Source organism: Spirillospora albida, assembly GCF_000718255.1.
Classification (GTDB): domain Bacteria; phylum Actinomycetota; class Actinomycetes; order Streptosporangiales; family Streptosporangiaceae; genus Spirillospora; species Spirillospora albida.
Window position 1 is genome coordinate 1 of the sequence record NZ_JOFJ01000004.1, and the last position, 15,751, is coordinate 15,751.

15 protein-coding genes are annotated in these 15,751 nt (G+C 72.3%); 10 read left to right on the top strand and 5 right to left on the bottom strand.

Annotation, left to right across the window (positions count from 1 at the left end; translation table 11 throughout):
- From IE99_RS0106525 to IE99_RS0106555, 7 genes are all read left to right on the top strand, one after another.
- On the top strand, positions 1-615 hold a 615-nt coding region (locus IE99_RS0106525; protein ID WP_030165152.1), incomplete at its 5' end, for a polymorphic toxin type 24 domain-containing protein.
- A complete protein-coding gene (locus IE99_RS0106530) occupies positions 612-1,103 on the top strand; it encodes a hypothetical protein (protein WP_030165155.1) in 492 nt (163 codons plus the stop codon). The genes IE99_RS0106525 and IE99_RS0106530, both read left to right, overlap by 4 nt.
- Positions 1,104-1,420: 317 nt before the next feature.
- A complete protein-coding gene (locus IE99_RS0106535; protein WP_245623088.1) occupies positions 1,421-1,708 on the top strand; it encodes a DUF4282 domain-containing protein in 288 nt (95 codons plus the stop codon).
- Positions 1,709-1,720: 12 nt separating this feature from the next.
- Positions 1,721-4,060, top strand: a complete 2,340-nt coding sequence (locus IE99_RS0106540; protein WP_030165161.1) for a serine/threonine-protein kinase — start codon at positions 1,721-1,723, stop codon at positions 4,058-4,060.
- A complete protein-coding gene (locus tag IE99_RS0106545) occupies positions 4,057-5,169 on the top strand; it encodes a hypothetical protein (protein WP_030165164.1) in 1,113 nt (370 codons plus the stop codon). Before IE99_RS0106540 ends, IE99_RS0106545 begins: the two co-directional genes overlap by 4 nt.
- Positions 5,166-7,085 (top strand): AAA family ATPase, encoded by a 1,920-nt coding sequence (locus tag IE99_RS0106550; RefSeq protein WP_030165166.1) that lies wholly within the window; start codon positions 5,166-5,168, stop codon positions 7,083-7,085. The genes IE99_RS0106545 and IE99_RS0106550 overlap by 4 nt, the downstream gene beginning before the upstream one ends.
- On the top strand, positions 7,082-7,801 hold the full coding sequence (locus tag IE99_RS0106555; RefSeq protein WP_030165169.1) for a 4Fe-4S single cluster domain-containing protein: 720 nt from the start codon (positions 7,082-7,084) through the stop codon (positions 7,799-7,801). Before IE99_RS0106550 ends, IE99_RS0106555 begins: the two co-directional genes overlap by 4 nt.
- On the opposite strand, the gene IE99_RS0106560 is transcribed toward IE99_RS0106555, so the two are convergent.
- On the bottom strand, positions 7,705-8,625 hold the full coding sequence (locus tag IE99_RS0106560; protein ID WP_157610094.1) for a hypothetical protein: 921 nt from the start codon (positions 8,623-8,625) through the stop codon (positions 7,705-7,707). The two genes, IE99_RS0106555 and IE99_RS0106560, sit on opposite strands and share 97 nt — an antisense overlap.
- Between IE99_RS0106560 and IE99_RS0106565 the strand changes: the two genes are divergently transcribed.
- Positions 8,624-9,025: an FHA domain-containing protein gene (locus IE99_RS0106565; RefSeq protein WP_051712126.1), complete on the top strand. Its 402-nt coding sequence runs from the start codon at positions 8,624-8,626 to the stop codon at positions 9,023-9,025. The genes IE99_RS0106560 and IE99_RS0106565 overlap by 2 nt on opposite strands.
- A 76-nt stretch (positions 9,026-9,101) precedes the next feature.
- On the opposite strand, the gene typA is transcribed toward IE99_RS0106565, so the two are convergent.
- On the bottom strand, positions 9,102-10,955 hold the full coding sequence (gene typA / locus IE99_RS0106570; protein WP_030165186.1) for a translational GTPase TypA: 1,854 nt from the start codon (positions 10,953-10,955) through the stop codon (positions 9,102-9,104).
- A 188-nt stretch (positions 10,956-11,143) separates the two neighbouring features.
- Between typA and IE99_RS0106575 the strand changes: the two genes are divergently transcribed.
- Positions 11,144-12,139: a C40 family peptidase gene (locus IE99_RS0106575; protein ID WP_030165189.1), complete on the top strand. Its 996-nt coding sequence runs from the start codon at positions 11,144-11,146 to the stop codon at positions 12,137-12,139.
- Between the two features lie 13 nt (positions 12,140-12,152).
- On the opposite strand, the gene IE99_RS0106580 is transcribed toward IE99_RS0106575, so the two are convergent.
- The 3 genes from IE99_RS0106580 to IE99_RS0106590 are packed head-to-tail and all read right to left on the bottom strand — an operon-like array spanning position 12,153 to position 14,406.
- A complete protein-coding gene (locus IE99_RS0106580; protein WP_030165192.1) occupies positions 12,153-12,557 on the bottom strand; it encodes a (deoxy)nucleoside triphosphate pyrophosphohydrolase in 405 nt (134 codons plus the stop codon).
- The gene (locus tag IE99_RS0106585; RefSeq protein WP_037558842.1) at positions 12,557-13,312 is read right to left on the bottom strand and encodes a Mut7-C RNAse domain-containing protein; all 756 of its coding nucleotides are present in this window, start codon (positions 13,310-13,312) and stop codon (positions 12,557-12,559) included. The genes IE99_RS0106580 and IE99_RS0106585 overlap by 1 nt, the downstream gene beginning before the upstream one ends.
- 26 nt (positions 13,313-13,338) lie before the next feature.
- Positions 13,339-14,406, bottom strand: a complete 1,068-nt coding sequence (locus tag IE99_RS0106590; protein ID WP_030165196.1) for a C40 family peptidase — start codon at positions 14,404-14,406, stop codon at positions 13,339-13,341.
- Positions 14,407-14,560: 154 nt separating this feature from the next.
- On the opposite strand from IE99_RS0106590, the gene IE99_RS0106595 reads away from it, so the two are divergent.
- Positions 14,561-15,748: an RNA-guided endonuclease InsQ/TnpB family protein gene (locus tag IE99_RS0106595; RefSeq protein ID WP_425423802.1), complete on the top strand. Its 1,188-nt coding sequence runs from the start codon at positions 14,561-14,563 to the stop codon at positions 15,746-15,748.
- Positions 15,749-15,751 lie beyond the last annotated feature (3 nt).

Below are 15,751 nucleotides of genomic sequence, written 5' to 3' on the forward strand. Positions count from 1 at the left end.
AACCACCCGTTCTGGGCTCCGGGCGCGGGGGAGTGGATCGGCGCCGGGCGGCTCGTCTTCGGGGACGACCTCGCCACGCCGGACGGCGGCCGGGCGATGATCGTCGGCTCGCACCGCTACACGGCGGAGCGTCGCGTCCACAACCTCACCGTCGCCGACCTGCACACCTTCTACGTGACCGTGGGCGGACGCCACCTCCTCGTCCACAACACCCCGACGCCAGGCCCCGGTGACGCCTGTGACGTCGGCGGTCCCACCCCCACTCCCACACCGAAGCCGACGAGCAGGGTCCCGGACGACTCCCATCTGCCGCCCGCGAGCGACCTCATCAAGAACGGCCAGCAGTTCAACGGACGCAGGCTGCCGCAGCGGAACGGACCGCCCAACGGAACGCTCTACAAGAAGGACCCGCAGACGGGACAGGTCACGAACTACACCGTGTACGACGCGAATGGGAACCCCATCAAGCGCGTCGATATCATAGGCCGTCCCCACGGCGGGGTGCCGACACCGCATGTTGTGTACTATGAACACAATGTGAACCCTAAGACCGGCCAGATATTCCCGGAAGAACAGAGAACCGTCCGCCAGGCCCGTCCCGATGAGATTCCATGACCACGACCAAGCCGACGCTGACAACCCGCTCACTGCCGGAGTTCTTTCTTGACTGGCGTCAGGATTTCGTTCCCGGCGGTGAATTTTTTTCACCTCTGAATTTCCTTAACCAGCAAGCGGCCATCCCGTTCCTCATTTCCGCCGCTTGGCTGTTCTGCCCCGAGGTCACCGAATACCGAGGGGGCGTTTTCAGAGTCGCGCGCTTCGATCCCGAGAATGTGGACCAGTGGCTTGCGGACACAGCAGGCGAGGTCAGCCGAACCGAAGCGGTCGTCAACGAACTTCACGTCTACAGTCTCTTCGGGAACTGTGACATCGACGCATACTCGGATGCGGAGCTGATGCAGTTCGCCATGGCGATCGGAGAGTGCTGGCAGGGCGTCCTCACGCGGCGTTTCCCGGCCCGGGAGGTGGTCGTGGAGGTCTCCGGCGAGGAGGACGGCGAGTACGGGCCGACGATCACCTTCTACACGCGTCCGGGTACGTAACGCTCGTCTGCACGGTGACCTGACGCATCCGGGTGCTGGGCAACGTCGTCGGCGGGTGACGCGGGGGTGTCCGGTTCGGGCGTGGCGGCGGGTGCAGGCTCTAGAGTCGTCCTGTAGGCGGACCCACACTGGAGACGACGGCGATGACGAACCCCTCCGAGCCCGGTCACCCTCCGCGCCCTCCGGCGCCCGGCGGACCGTACGGGCCACCGCCGCTCCCGGGACCCGGTCCCGGCACCGGTCCCATCCCCACCCAGAGGCCCGCCGGCCCCCCGGGGCAGGAATGGGTACCTCCCCAGCGCTCGGAGAAGGGGCTGGTGGGAGCGCTCTTCGACGCCAACTTCAACTATCTGGTGACGCCGAAGCTCATCAAAATCGTTTACATCCTCTCGATGATGCTGGTCAGCATGACGTCGCTGGGGGTTGTGGCGATCGGCCTCTGGGTCGCGCAACTGCGGAACGGCTGGCTCCTCGGACTGATCATCATCGGCGCCTCGCCGGTGCTGTGGTTCTTCCAGCTGCTGCTCATCCGCATCTTCATGGAGGCGGTGGTCGTCCGCTTCAAGGGGGTCGAGCACCTGCGGGTCATCAAGGACAAGATCTAGACGGGCGGGCCGGTGGGTGACTTCGATGGGACGCCGCCGCGGGACACCCGGCGCGACCCCGGGGTGACGCGGCGGGACGCGGCCGTGCCGTCGCCGCGGCCGGGCGAGACGCGGCGGGACGGGGCGGTGCCGGAGGGGCCGCTGATGCGGTTGCCGGCGGCGCTAGCCGAGCGGTACAGCGTGGTGGCGGAGCTGCCGGTGCAGGGCGCCGAGTCGGATCTGCTGCTGGTGCAGGACGGAGAGGGCGCCGATCTCGTCGCGAAGATCTTCAGGCGGGGGTACGACGCCGACCGGGAGGTCTGGGGGAAGCTGCCGGAGCTGCGGTCGCCGCATGTGCTGCGGATCCTGGAGACCGGGCACGCGGACGGGCGCGACTACGAGATCACCGAGTACGCGCCGGGCGGCAATCTGCGGTCGCTGATGGACGCGCCGCTGGCGGCCGGCGCGGTCGCCGAGATCGCCGCGCAGCTCGCGGACGGGCTGACGGCGCTGCACAGGGCGGGCATCGTCCACCGTGACCTGAAGCCGGAGAACGTCCTCGTTCTGGACGGGGAGTCGGTTCGGGTGGCGATCGCCGACTTCGGGTTGAGCCGGGTGCTCGACCAGAGCGTGGTGTTCGCGTCGTCGTCGCGGACGCTGGCGTACGCGGCCCCCGAGTCGCTGTCGGGGCAGGTGTCGCCGGCGCGGGACTGGTGGTCGCTCGGGATGATCGTCCGGGAGCTGGCGACGGGGCGGCCGCCGTTCCTCGGGCTCAGCGAGACCGTGGTGGTCGATCATCTGGCGACGCGGCCGGTGAGCGCGGACGATGTCGCGGATCCGCGGCTGCGGCTGCTGTGCCGGGGGTTGCTGATCCGCGATCCGCGGCGGCGGTGGGGCGGCGCGGAGGTCGCCGAGTGGCTGCGGGGCGGCGCCCCGCCGGTTCCGGAGGAGGCGCCCGCGGCGGTGCCGCCGGGGACCGGGCTGCCGTTCCGGGGGCGCCGGTACGCCGACCGCGGTGAGCTCGCGCGGGTGCTCGTCGAGGAGTGGGAGCACGCGGCGCCTTACTTCTTCGGGCGGGGCGAGTCCGGCGAGGCGTGGCGCAGCCTGCGGGAATGGCTCGCCGAGGTGCCGGACGACAGCCGCATCGGCCTCATCGACGGCTACCTGGCGACGGATCTGCCGCCGGACGTGAAGCTGCTGCATCTGGTGCGGTGGCTCGATCCGGCGATGCCGCCGCATTTCCTCGGACGCAGGGTCGCACCGGATGACCTGCCCGCCCTCGCGGCGCTGGCGGAGGATCGGCGGCATCCCGACCATCGCACCGCGTGCCTGCTCGGACGGGCCTTGTGGGAGCAGGACCTGCTGCACGTCCTGGCCGGGTTCGAGGGCGCCGGCGAGCTCGGCCGCATCGACGGGCGGTGGCGGGCGCACGTGGCGGCGTGGGACGACCTCGTGCGGTGGCTGCGCGGGCAGCCTGGGGTGCCGGCGGCGCGGCTGCCCGAGGCCGGGGCGGCGGGCGACGATCCGCCGGTCGTTCTGCTCACGCTGCTGGCCCTCGCGGCGCGTCCGGCGGAGGCGCAGCGGGCGCTGGTCGAGGGCGCGGCGCGGGCGCGGGCGGCCGTCGCGGAGCCGGTGCCGTGGTTCACGTGGCTTTCGGACGGGGCGGGCGACGATCCGCTGCGGCTGCTGTCGGTGGTGCGCGCGGCGCCCGAGGCCGTCCTTGAGGTCGAGGGACGGGCCAGGGACCGGCGGGCCGCCGAGGAGCGGTCGGCGGCCGAACGCGCGCGGTGGGCGCAGCGGGAGAGCGAGCGGCTCGCCGGGCGCGGTGCGGCCGTCGCGCGGGCGGTGCTGTGGTCGCTGCCGCTGCTCGTCCTGTGGCTCGGCGGGAGCTGGGTCGTGGGCGGCCTGCTCGGCGGGGACGACTCGGGCGGCACGTCGTCGGTCGGGGGTTTCCAGGGCGGCGGCGGGATTCCCTTCGCGGCCCTGGCTCTGTTCTCTGTTCTCGCGTGGGGTGTGCAGTGCGGCGCCGAGGTCGTGGTCGCGCGCGCGCAGGGCGGCGAGTACCTCCGATTCGGGCCGTGGTCGTGGTTGTCGCGGCTGGCCGGCGCGAGCGGGCGCGGGCTGTCGAAGGCGTCGCAGACGATGTCCGGGGCGGCGCGGCGAACCGGAAGGCGGGGTTGCGGCGTCGTACTCCTCGCCGGGACTGTGCCGCTGTTGCTCCTGTTGCTCTTGCTGGGCGCGGTGACACCCGTCCTGAGCCTGCTGTGGGTGCTGCTGCTGGTCGCGGCGGCCGCCGCGCACGCCGTCGCGGCGGGCGTGCGGCTGCACCGCTGGCGGCAGGCCCGCTTGGTCCGACCGGAAGGAGCGGTATGAGCAGCGGCGTCGAGGCCGACATCGCGCTGGACGCGGCCGTGGTCCTCACCCTCGGCATGAACCGGGTGCTGGGGCGCGGCGCGGGTCTCGCGGGGCGCGGCGCGGAGGCGCTGGCCGCGCTCGCGGAGGGCCGGGCGGAGGCGCGGGCGGCGGCGCTCGCCGAGGTCGAGACGCACGAGCGGGCGCTCCGCGAGGTCGCCGGCCGCAACGCGCGCATCGCGGCGCTCGCCGAGACCCGCGCGAAGCTGGGCGCGGACGTGGCGCTGCCGGAACCGCTGCGGCCGGACGAGGAGTCGCCCGCGGAGCTCGCGGCATGGTGCGGCTCCGCCGACTCCGCGCTGGACGCGGCGGAGCGCGCGCTGTCGGAGCACCTGGCCGCGCAGGTGACCGAGCAGGTCTTCGCCGTCCCGGCGGAAGGGCTGCACAGGGACACCGGCCGGATCCGGCCGCCCGGCGACGCGCACAAGGACCTCGAGCGGATCCTGGCGCGCCTGCTGCCGGACGCGGCGGACGACGAGCGGCAGGCGGTCGCGGACGCGGTCCGGCTGCTCGCCGACGCCGGCACGTCCGACGAGGCGGAGGGCGTGCTCCAGGAGGTGCGGCTCCGGATCGGGGACGCCAACCGAAGGGTCGAGGAGCGGCGGGAGGCGCAGCGGCGGAGGCGGGCCGAGGCGGACGCCGCCGCGCAAGCGGAGGTCGAGCGGCGGTACGTCCTCGACTCGATCACGTCGGCGTTCGAGGATCTCGGCTACGAGGTGCGGGCCGGGTTCGAGACGGTGACGGCGGCGGGCGGGGCGCTCGTCCTGAGCCGCGGGAACTGGCCCGACCACAGCGTGCGGATGCGAGTCGAGGACGCGCAGGTCCGCGCGTCGCTGACGCGGGAGCGTCCGGCGGAGAGCGAGGACGACCGGCGGCTCGACGTCGAGCGGGAAGAGGAGTGGTGCGCGGCGTTCGAGGCGGCGCGGGAGCGGCTCGAGGACGCCGGCGTCCGCGCCGCGGTGTCGTGGCGGCTCGACCCGGGGATACGTGAACTGCCGGTGTCGGAGGCGGCGCGGCAGACCAGGACCCGTACCGGGCACCGCGAGCGCAGCCGGGAGCGTGACCAGTGAGCATCGAATCGCCGACGCTGGGCGGACGGCTGCAGGGCTGGCCGCCGTTCATCCGCGAACTGGACGCGACGCTGTCGGTGCACTCCCAGTACGTCCTGTCGGGGAACCTGCACGACAGCTTCCTCGCGCCGCCGCCGGAGGGCGCCGGACCGGCCCGGCTGCTGCCGCTGCGCGCGCTGCTGTGCGAGACGCTCCGGTCGAGCGGAGCCTCGTTCCTGGCCGTGTACGACCCGGTGGACGGGTTGCAGATCGTGCCGGGCGCCGGGGAGGACGGCGGCGACGAGGCGGCGCGGGCGGCGGAGCGGCTGCTCGGCAAGCGCAAGGGCGACGACAAGCCGTCGCTGGAGGGGCTGACGCGGTTCCTGGCGGCGGTGGCGCGGCCGGAGGAGAACGTCCGGGCCGCGTTCGTGATCGACTCGGCGTCCCGGATCGCTCGGACCCCGACCGACCTGGAGCCGGCGGAGCGCGACTTCTTCCGGTTCTGCGCGAAGCTGTCGCGCTCGGCGCGGCCCGTCCGGGTGACGGGGGCGCGGCCGAAGCCGCTCTACAACCCGGTGATCTGGCTGGTGGAGCGGCCGGGCGACCTGCCGCCGTGGCTGACCGCCGACAACGAGAACATCCGCGAGATCACGATCCCCCGGCCGCATCTCGGCGATCGGCAGGAGACCGCGCGGCTGCTGGCCCGCGCGTTCGGGGTCGCCGACGTCGGCGCCGACGAGGTCGCGGCGGCGGCCTGCGACGCGTTCGCCGAGCAGGCGGACGGCCTCACCCTTCAGTCGATGATCGAGGTGACGCGGCTGGCGAAGGAGCGCAACGTCGATCTCGCCGACCTGCCGGACGCCGTCCGCACCTACAAGCTTGGCGTGCTCGACAACCCGTGGAGCCGCGGCCATCTGCGGCGCCGCGTGCTGGAGGGCGAGAAGCGCGTCCCGGAGCGGGTGATCGGGCAGCCGCAGGCCGTCACGAAGACGCTCGACATCCTGAAGCGGGCGGTCCTCGGGCTGTCGGGGGCGCAGGCGACGCGGTCGGGCAGCCGGCCGCGCGGCGTGCTGTTCTTCGCCGGGCCGACCGGCACCGGCAAGACCGAGCTGGCGAAGTCGATCACTGAGCTGGTGTTCGGGGACGAGTCCGCGTACCTGCGGTTCGACATGAGCGAGTTCTCCGGCGAGGGGTCCGGCGACCGGCTGATCGGGTCGCCGCCGGGTTATGTCGGGCACGAGGCTGGCGGGGAGCTGACGAACGCCGTCCGGGAGGACCCGTTCCGCGTCATCCTGTTCGACGAGATCGAGAAGGCGCATCCGCGCATCCTGGACAAGTTCCTGCAGATCCTCGAGGACGGGCGGCTCACCGACGGGCGGGGGAACACCGTCCACTTCTCCGAGGCCATCCTGGTCTTCACGTCGAACCTCGGGATGTACGTGCCGGGCAGCGACCTGACGGCCCGCGACGCCGGCACCGGGTACGGGTCGGCGCACCGTGTGCAGAACATCACACCGGAGATGGCCTACGACGAGATCGAGCAGCGGATCAAGGCGGCCGTAGCGGAGCACTTCACCGAGGTGCTGAACCGGCCCGAGCTGCTCAACCGGTTCGGCGACAACGTCGTCGTGTTCGACTTCATCTCCGCCGAGGCCGCGCACAAGATCTTCGATCTGCAGTTCGCGAACATCTGCCGGCGGGTCACCGACGAGCACCGGCTCGTCCTCACGGTGAAGGGGGACGCGCTGCAGACGCTGCGCGACTGGTGCACGGCCGAGCTCGACAAGGGCGGCCGCGGCATCGGCATGCGGCTGGAGTCGCTCTTCGTGAACCCGCTGGCCCGCGCGCTGTTCGACCGCGAGCTCGTCCCGGACGAGCGGATCACCGTGTCGGGCATCCGCCGCGAGGGCGGCATCGTCCATCTGGACCTCCGGTGAGCCCGCCGCCGCTGCTGCTCGCGAAGGCGCACTATCCGGTGACGGCGCTCGGTCCCGGGACCCGCGCCGGCATCTGGACGCAGGGGTGCACGCTGCACTGCCGGGGGTGCCTCTCGCGGGACACCTGGGACGCCGATCCGGGCAAGGCCGTGCCGGTGGACGCCGTGCTCGGCTGGCTCGCGTCCCTGCCCGGACCGGTGGACGGGGTGACCGTCTCCGGCGGCGAGCCGTTCCAGCAGCCCGCGGCGCTGGAGGCGCTGCTCGCCGGGATCCGCGCGTGGCGGGACGACCGCCGCCATGAGACGATTGCGATGGACATATTGGTCTACAGCGGATATGTCTACTCCCGGCTCTCGGGCTCCGGCACGACGCGCCGGATCCTGGACCTGTGCGACGCCGTCATCGCGGGGCCGTACGTGGACCGGCTCAATCCGGAGGGGCGACACCCGGAGGGTGGATCCCTACTCTGGAGAGGATCGGCCAACCAGCGCATCGTGCCGCTGTCCCCGCTCGGGCGGGAGCGGTACGGGGCGCCGGAGGACGCCGGCGAGATGGCGGAAGGAGCAGGGCCCCGAGTGCAGGTGGCCGTGGACGAGGGGCCGGAGGGAAGGCGGGTGTACTACATAGGGATCCCGCGGAGGGGTGACATGGAGCACCTCACGTCGAGGCTTGAACGCGCCGGGGTGCGCTCGGGGGATGTGTCATGGCGACCTTGAACTGTCCTGTCTGCGACGAAGCCGTCCAGCCGGGCGATCTGCTCTGCCTGAACTGCGGGGCCAATCTGGCCCGTGCGGGCGGCGCGCGCCCGCAGGGCGGGCCGGGCGGGTACGACGCCCAGCCCCCACGGGGCCCCGGCGGCGCGCCGGGATACGGCGACGCCCCCCAGTACGGTGACGCGCCCCAGTACGGTGAGCAGCCCCAGTACGGCGGCGCCCCGCAACCCGGTGGGCAGCACGGTGGGCAGCAAGGAGCGCCCCAGCAGTACGGGCAGCCGGGCCAGCAGCAGTGGGGCGACCCGTACCAGCAGGCGCCCGACCCCTACCAGCAGCAGGCCCCGCAACAGCAGCAGCCGCCCCAGCAGCAGCCGCAGCCCGACCCGTGGGGCGCGCCGCCCCAGCAGCAGGCGCCGCAGCAGCAGGCACCCCAGCAGCAGGCGCCGCAGCAGGACGCGTGGAACGCGCCCCCGGCCCAGCAGCAGCCCCAGCAGGACCAGTGGGGCGGCGGCGCGCAGCAGCAGTACGGCGCCGGCCAGCAGCAGGACCAGTGGGGCGGCCAGCAGCAGGCCCCGCAACAGCAGCAGCCCCAGCAAGACCCGTGGAACGCGCCCCCGGCCCAGCAGCAGCCCCAGCAGGACCAGTGGGGCGGCGGCGCGCAGCAGCAGTACGGCGCCGGCCAGCAGCAGGACCGCGCCCGCCGACCCGTTCCCACCGCAGCCGCAGGACCAGCGGCCCCCGATTCCGCCGCCGCACGGCCGCGAGGCGACGCTGCTGCCGCCGGAGCACCAGGCCGGGCGTCCCGCGCCCGACAGCACGGCGTTCATGTGCCCCTACTGCGAGACGGTGCTGAGCAACCCGAGCGCCGTGCAGTGCGACGCGTGCCTGCGCCCGCTGCCGGGCAAGGGCCCCGCCGCGGCGCCGACGCTGCGCGTCCAGTTCCCGACGGGCGAGCTGAAGGTCACCGCGGGCCAGCACCTGGTGCTCGGCCGGGACGCGGGCCAGTCGCCGGTGGCCTCCACGTTCACGCAGTACGACAACGTGTCTCGGCGCCACTCGACGGTGTGGCTCGACCCGTCCGGCACGGCGTGGGTGCGGGACGAGGGCTCCACCAACGGGACGTTCGTCAACGGCGAGCGGCTCCCGCGCGGCGTCGAGGCGCCGCTGCGGGACGGCGACCAGCTCCGGCTGGCCGCCGACGTGACCGGCACCGTCCAGCTGAAGTAGCGGCCGCCGGGGAGCAGCGAACGGAGAAAGGGCCTCGCGGATGACCGCGAGGCCCTTTCCGTTGCCCGGAGCCGGGTCAGTCGGCGCGCTTGGTGCGGGCGCGGGTGCGCTCGCGCTCCTTGGCGTCCAGGACGACCTTGCGGATGCGGACGGCGGTCGGGGTGACCTCGACGCACTCCTCCTCGCGGCAGAACTCGAGGGCCTCCTCCAGCGACAGGTTGCGGGGCGGGGTGAGCCGCTCCAGCTCGTCGCCGGTCGAGGACCGCATGTTCGTGAGCTTCTTCTCCTTGGTGATGTTGACGTCCATGTCGTCGGAACGGGAGTTCTCCCCGACGATCATGCCCTCGTACACCTCGGTGGTCGGGCCGACGAAGAAGGTCCCGCGCTCCTGGAGGTTCGTGATCGCGTACGCGGTGGCGGCGCCGGAGCGGTCGGCGACCAGCGAGCCGGACGGGCGGGTGCGCAGCTCGCCGAACCACGGCTCGTACGACTCGAAGACGTGGTGCGCCATGCCGGTGCCGCGGGTCTCGGTCAGGAACTCGGTGCGGAAGCCGATGAGGCCGCGCGCGGGGACGAGGAACTCCATCCGGATCCAGCCGGTGCCGTGGTTCGTCATGTGCTCCATGCGGCCCTTGCGGACCGCCATGAGCTGCGTGACGGCGCCGAGGTGCTCCTCGGGGATGTCGACGGTGAGCCGCTCGACCGGCTCGTGCTTCTTGCCGTCGATCTCCTTGGCGACCACCTGGGGCTTGCCGACGGTCAGCTCGTAGCCCTCGCGGCGCATGTTCTCGACCAGGATGGCGAGCGCCAGCTCGCCGCGGCCCTGGACCTCCCAGGCGTCCGGGCGCTCGGTCGGCAGCACCTTGATCGACACGTTGCCGACGAGCTCGCGGTCGATGCGGTCCTTCACCATGCGGGCGGTGACCTTGGTGCCCTTCTCGCGGCCGGCCATCGGGCTGGTGTTGGTCCCGATGGTCATGGAGATCGCGGGCTCGTCCACCGTGATCAGCGGCAGCGGGCGCGGGTCCTCCGGGTCGGCGATGGTGTCGCCGATCATGATCTCGGGGATGCCGGCGATCGCGATGATGTCGCCGGGCCCGGCCTCGTCGGCGGGCTTGCGGGCGAGCGCCTCGGTCATCAGCAGCTCGGTGATCTTCACCCGCTCGATGCTGCCGTCATGCCGGCACCAGGCGACCTGCTGGCCCTTCTTGATCGTCCCGGCGTGGACGCGGCACAGCGCGATGCGGCCGAGGTAGCTGGAGGCGTCCAGGTTCGTGACGTGCGCCTGCAGCGGGGCGTCCGGGTCGAAGGCCGGCGCCGGGATCGTCTCGGTGATGACCTTGAACAGGGGCTCGAGGTCCTCGCTGGCCGGCAGCTCGCCGTCGCCCGGCTTGGTGAGGGACGCGCGCCCGGCCCGCCCGGAGGCGTACACGATCGGGAAGTCGATCTGCTCCTCGTCGGCGTCGAGGTCCATGAACAGCTCGTACGTCTCGTCCACGACCTCGTCGATGCGGGCGTCGGGACGGTCGGTCTTGTTCACGACGAGGATCACCGGCAGCCGCGCGGCGAGCGCCTTGCGGAGGACGAAGCGCGTCTGCGGCAGCGGCCCCTCGCTCGCGTCGACGAGCAGCACGACGCCGTCCACCATCGACAGGCCGCGCTCGACCTCGCCGCCGAAGTCGGCGTGGCCGGGGGTGTCGATGATGTTGATGGTCATGCCGCCGTGCTTGACGGCGGTGTTCTTCGCGAGAATGGTGATGCCCTTCTCGCGCTCGAGGTCGTTGGAGTCCATGACGCGGTCGTCGACGTCCTGGTTCTCGCGAAAGGCGCCGGACTGCCAGAGCATGGCGTCGACCAGCGTCGTCTTACCGTGGTCGACGTGGGCGACGATCGCGACGTTACGGAGGTCGTCGCGGGTGGATGTAGGCATGCGTGGCTCGCCTTGCGTGAGAGTTCGGGAGTCGCCGCAGATTCGCGCGGCCCTTCCATTCTACGTCCCGGACGCGCCGCCCCGTCCGAGACGCCCGTATCCACGGCTCCCACGGGCACCCGATTCGTCTTCTTTGCCGGATGTTTGTACTGTGCGCGGGACCCCGGTGAGAAGAGGAGAACAGCGGTTTGGCTTCGGATTCCCTGCGGTTTCCCCGGCATCGGCGCGTCCCCGCGGGCACCGCGGCCGCCCTGCTCGTCATCGGTCTCGCCGCCGCGCCGGCCGCGGCCGAGCCGACCCCCGCGCCGTCCCCCCTGCCCACCACGGAGCAGGGGTTGCGCAAGAGCCTGGACGCGCTCAACACCGAGGCCGAGATCCTCACCGAGAAGTACAACAAGACCCGTGTCGACCTGGCCGCCGCCCGCAAGGCGGAGCAGGCCGCGGCCCGGACCGCGGCCGCCCTGCAAACACAGGCCGCACCGGCCCGCGAGCGGCTCGGGCAGCTCGCCGCGGCCAGCTACATGAGCGGCTCCCCCGATCTCGTCTTCGGCGCGGGCGGCGGCACCGGCGGCCTGTCGGACACCGAGTACCTCGTGCGGAACCGCGCCGCCACCGTCGCGGCGCTGCAGAAGCAGATCGACGCGGCCGAGCAGGCCCGCAAGGACGCCCAGGCGCGGACGGCCCAGGTCCAGCGGGCCGCCGCGCAGGCCGAACAGGCCCGCAAGGCCGCCAAGGCCAAGGTCCTGGAGGTCGTGAAGCGGCTCGACAAGCTGACGACGACCCACGTCAAGGACCCGCGCAGCGGCCTGTCGGTCACCGTCCGGGGCTCCGACCTGCCCGCGAGGATGGCCCGCGAGGCGCTCACCAAGCTCGGCGCCCCGTACGTGTGGGCCGCCGCCGGGCCGCGGACCTTCGACTGCTCCGGCCTGGTCGTCTGGGCCTACGCGCAGCTCGGCAAGCCCGGCCTGCCGCACTACACCGGCGCCCTGTACGGGCTCGGCCGCAAGGTCGGGAAGGGCGAGCTGCGCGCCGGGGACCTCGTCTACTTCGGCGGCGACCTCCACCACATGGGGATCTACCTCGGGCAGGGCGCCTACGTGCACGCGCCCCAGACCGGCGATGTGGTGAAGATCTCACGATTGGCCGACCGGTCGGACTACGCGGGCGCCAACCGCATCTCCTGACCCGCCCCGACTCTCAGGCCGGATCCACGCCGAGGCCCTCGCCCGCGAGGACGTCCACCACGGGAAGGTCGCCGGGCAGCCAGTCGACGTCGTACAGCTCGCCGGGACCGAGCCAGCGGAGCGCGAGATGCTCCAGCGCCCGCGGCTCGCCCGCGACGATCTCCGCCGTCCACACCCGCAGCAGCGCGCTCGCGCCGAGCCGCCAGTCACCGCCGACGCGGCGGCCGAGACGGACCGTGACGCCGAGCTCCTCACGGCACTCCCGGACGAGCGCCGCCTCGTCGGTCTCCCCGGGGTCGACCTTGCCGCCCGGCAGCTCCCACCGGCCCGCCATGTGGGGCGGCTCCGCACGCTGGGCGCTCAGCAGCCGCCCGTCCGCGATGATCGCCGCCCCCACCACCACGAGCACGTCCGCCATCAGTCCCCTTCCGTGCCACGGCGCGCCGCCGCGACCTGCCGCACCGCGCCCCTGACGATCTCCTCCAGCCGGGCGCTGTGCGCGCCCGGCCAGTACACCCTGCCGCAGTCGGCGCACCGCCCGTACACGTCGTAGCCGCGCCGGGTGCCCGGTTCGAGGACGTCCGCGACGCTCGCCTTGTCGGTGGCCACCAGGACGCCGTTGCACGCGGTGCAGCGCGTCCACGGCCGGAGCCGGGGCGCGAACCGGTCGAGCATGTCGCGGAGCTGGTCGTCCGGCAGCGAACCGCGCACGAACGCCCCGCACCACAGCGCGCGGCGGCGCAGGAGCCCCCTGTCCTGGGTGAGCAGCACCCGCCGCTCCGCGTTCGCCTGGACGACGAGCGCCGGGTCGTCCATGTCGTTGTCGTAGGCGGTGTCGAGGCCGAGCAGCCGCATCCGCCGCGCCAGGGTGCCGAAGTGGACGTCCAGCAGGAACCGGGGCACCTCCCGGCCCGGCTCCAGCGGGACGGCCTGCGGGCGCGGCACCGCCGCCACCTCCACCTCGTCGCCGTCGCTCAGCCGCAGGGACGGCTCCACGCGCGCGCCGCGCAGCGTCATCGGGCCCGCCTCGGTCAGCGGCACCCCCAGCGACTCCACGATGTGCCCGAGCGACGACGTCCCGTCATAGGGCACGCGCCGGACCGGCTCGCGCCGCGCCGCCGGCAGGAACATGAGCAGATCGTCGGCGAATCGGATGGTCACTTCGGCCCGCACGCCGCCAGCATCCCACGCGCCCCGGCTCAGCCGCCCGGCTGCCGGGCGGCCGCCTCCGCAAGCCGGTTCTTGAACTCGGGGCGGGCGAGCGGACGCGTCGTCCCGACCCAGTCGGACCGCTTGTAGGGCTTCACGCCGATGTTCGGGACGCACGTCGAGCAGCTCGCCACGATCATCTTCCCGTCCCCGATGACCATCCCGACATGCCCGGGGTTGTTCGAGGACGTCCCGGGCCCGGAGTTGAAGAACACCAGGTCGCCCGGCTGCTCGTCACCCTTGTCGATCTTCACGCCGAACGGGTACTGCTGGAACGTCGTGCGCGGGATCGAGATGCCGACCGTCCGGTAGGCGGCCTGCAGGAGGGAGGAGCAGTCCCACGCGTCCGGGCCGTTCGCGCCGAACACGTACCGCTTGCCGCGCTGCGCCAGGGCGAACGCCAGGACGCGCCGCACCACGTCGCCCGCGTTCGCGGGGAGCTCGTTGTCCTTGCACTCGACGCCGTTGGACTGCACGACCGTGAAGTCGCCGCCGACGTAGCGCTTCGCCCAGTCCAGGACGAGGTTCACGTAGTCCCAGGAGTGGTTGTACATGAACAGCGCGGTCCGCATCCGCTGCGGGGCGCCGTTGTGCTTCAGGTACGCGGCCGCGGACGGGATCGCGTCGTCGGGGTCGTAGCGGTCCTTCTTGCCGTCCTTGTCGCCGTCCACCGCGAACGCTTTGAACGTGGCGGCGAGGAACTGCATGGGGCCGCCCGCGCCCGCGTAGTTCTCCCCGCTGCTGACGCCGGGCAGCCGGGACGTGCCGTGCCCGGTCTCGACCTTCCCGATGCCCGCGATGACGTTCCACGGGATGCCGTACGCCCTCCCCGCCTTCTGGTAGAGCTCCAGGTAGTTCGCCGGGATCGCGCCCGCGTCCGCCGCGGCGGCGGGCTGCGCGCCCGCCCGCGAGGTGTCCACGCAGTTGCCGGAACCCGCGCCGCCGCCACCGAACATGAACTGACTCGCGCCGAACAGCACCGGCACGAAGATCAGCGCGACGAACAGCAGCGCCGCGGCGCCGAACGCGCCGGCGAACAGCAGCCGCCGGGAGGTCATCAGATTCCTTCCGTAGATAGCCCTGCCTTCGGGCAGGGGAGGAAACGGGTTCCTGCCGAGCAGGTCAGGAATGGTCGGTCCGCCCCCCGAGGCGGGCCGGTGGGGAAGCTCGTAATACGCGGGACTCGGCTCGAACAGGTGTGCTAGCTTGCGGATCGTGACCAGACGTGTGCACCGGGCGTTCAAGTTCCGCTTCTACCCGACTGCGGAGCAGGCGCATCTGCTGAACCGGACGTTCGGGTGTGTGCGCAAGGTCTACAACCTGGCCCTGGAAGCCCGCACCACAGCCTGGCACCAGCGCCGGGAACGGGTGAACTACAACGCCACCTCGGCGATGCTGACGGGGTGGAAGAAGACCGAAGACCTGGCCTACCTCAACGAGGTGTCCTGTGTGCCGCTGCAGCAGGCGCTGCGGCATCTGCAGGGCGCGTTCACCGCGTTCTTCGACAAGCGCGCCGGGTACCCGCGGTTCAAGTCCAAGCGCAAGTCGCGGGCGTCGGCCGAGTTCACCCCGTCGGCGTTCCGCTGGAACGACGGTCAGCTCATCCTGGCCAAGATGGCCGAGCCTCTGGACATCGTGTGGTCGCGGCCGCTGCCGGAGGGGCCGGCGCCGTCGACGGTGACGGTGTCGCGCGATGCAGCGGGCCGCTGGTGGGTGTCCCTGCTCTGCCAGGACACCATCACGCCCCTCCCGGCGTCCGGGAACGTGGTCGGTATCGACGCCGGCCTGCATCATCTGGTGACGCTGTCGAGCGGGGAGAAGGTCGCCAATCCCCGGCATGAGCGCTCCGACCGCGACCGCCTCGCTCGCGCTCAGCGGGAGCTGGCGCGCAAAGACAAGGGGTCGGCGAACCGGGCCAAGGCCCGGGTCAGGGTGGCGCGGATCCATGCCCGGATCGCCGACCGCAGACGTGACACCCTCCACAAACTGTCCACGAGACTCGTGCGTGAGAACCAAACGCTCGTGATCGAGGACTTGGCCGTCCGCAACATGGTGAAGAACCACTCGCTGGCCCGCGCCATCAGCGACGCGGGCTGGCGTGAGCTGCGCAGCATGCTGGAGTACAAGGCCGACTGGTACGGCCGGGAACTGGTGGTGATCGACCGCTGGCACCCCTCGTCCAAAACCTGCTCGGCGTGCGGTGCCATCGCTGAGAAGATGCCGCTGAACGTGCGGTCCTGGACCTGCCCCTGCGAGGCGGCCCATGACCGGGATGAGAACGCGGCGCGCAACATTCTGGCCGCCGGGCTGGCGGTGACGGCCTGCGGAGCCGGTGTAAGACCTCAACGGGACTCCTCCCGAACGGGGCGATCGGCTGCGAAACAGGAAACCCGAGGGTGACCA

Excerpts from the sequence above, each read along its gene's own strand:
- IE99_RS0106530 (WP_030165155.1), top strand. The coding sequence starts at position 612 with ATGACCACGACCAAGCCGACGCTGACAACCCGCTCACTGCCGGAGTTC.
- IE99_RS0106545 (WP_030165164.1), top strand. The coding sequence starts at position 4,057 with ATGAGCAGCGGCGTCGAGGCCGACATCGCGCTGGACGCGGCCGTGGTC.
- IE99_RS0106565 (WP_051712126.1), top strand. The coding sequence starts at position 8,624 with ATGTGCCCCTACTGCGAGACGGTGCTGAGCAACCCGAGCGCCGTGCAG.
- IE99_RS0106560 (WP_157610094.1), bottom strand. The coding sequence starts at position 8,625 with ATGAACGCCGTGCTGTCGGGCGCGGGACGCCCGGCCTGGTGCTCCGGC.
- typA (WP_030165186.1), bottom strand. The coding sequence starts at position 10,955 with ATGCCTACATCCACCCGCGACGACCTCCGTAACGTCGCGATCGTCGCC.
- IE99_RS0106580 (WP_030165192.1), bottom strand. The coding sequence starts at position 12,557 with ATGGCGGACGTGCTCGTGGTGGTGGGGGCGGCGATCATCGCGGACGGG.
- IE99_RS0106590 (WP_030165196.1), bottom strand. The coding sequence starts at position 14,406 with ATGACCTCCCGGCGGCTGCTGTTCGCCGGCGCGTTCGGCGCCGCGGCG.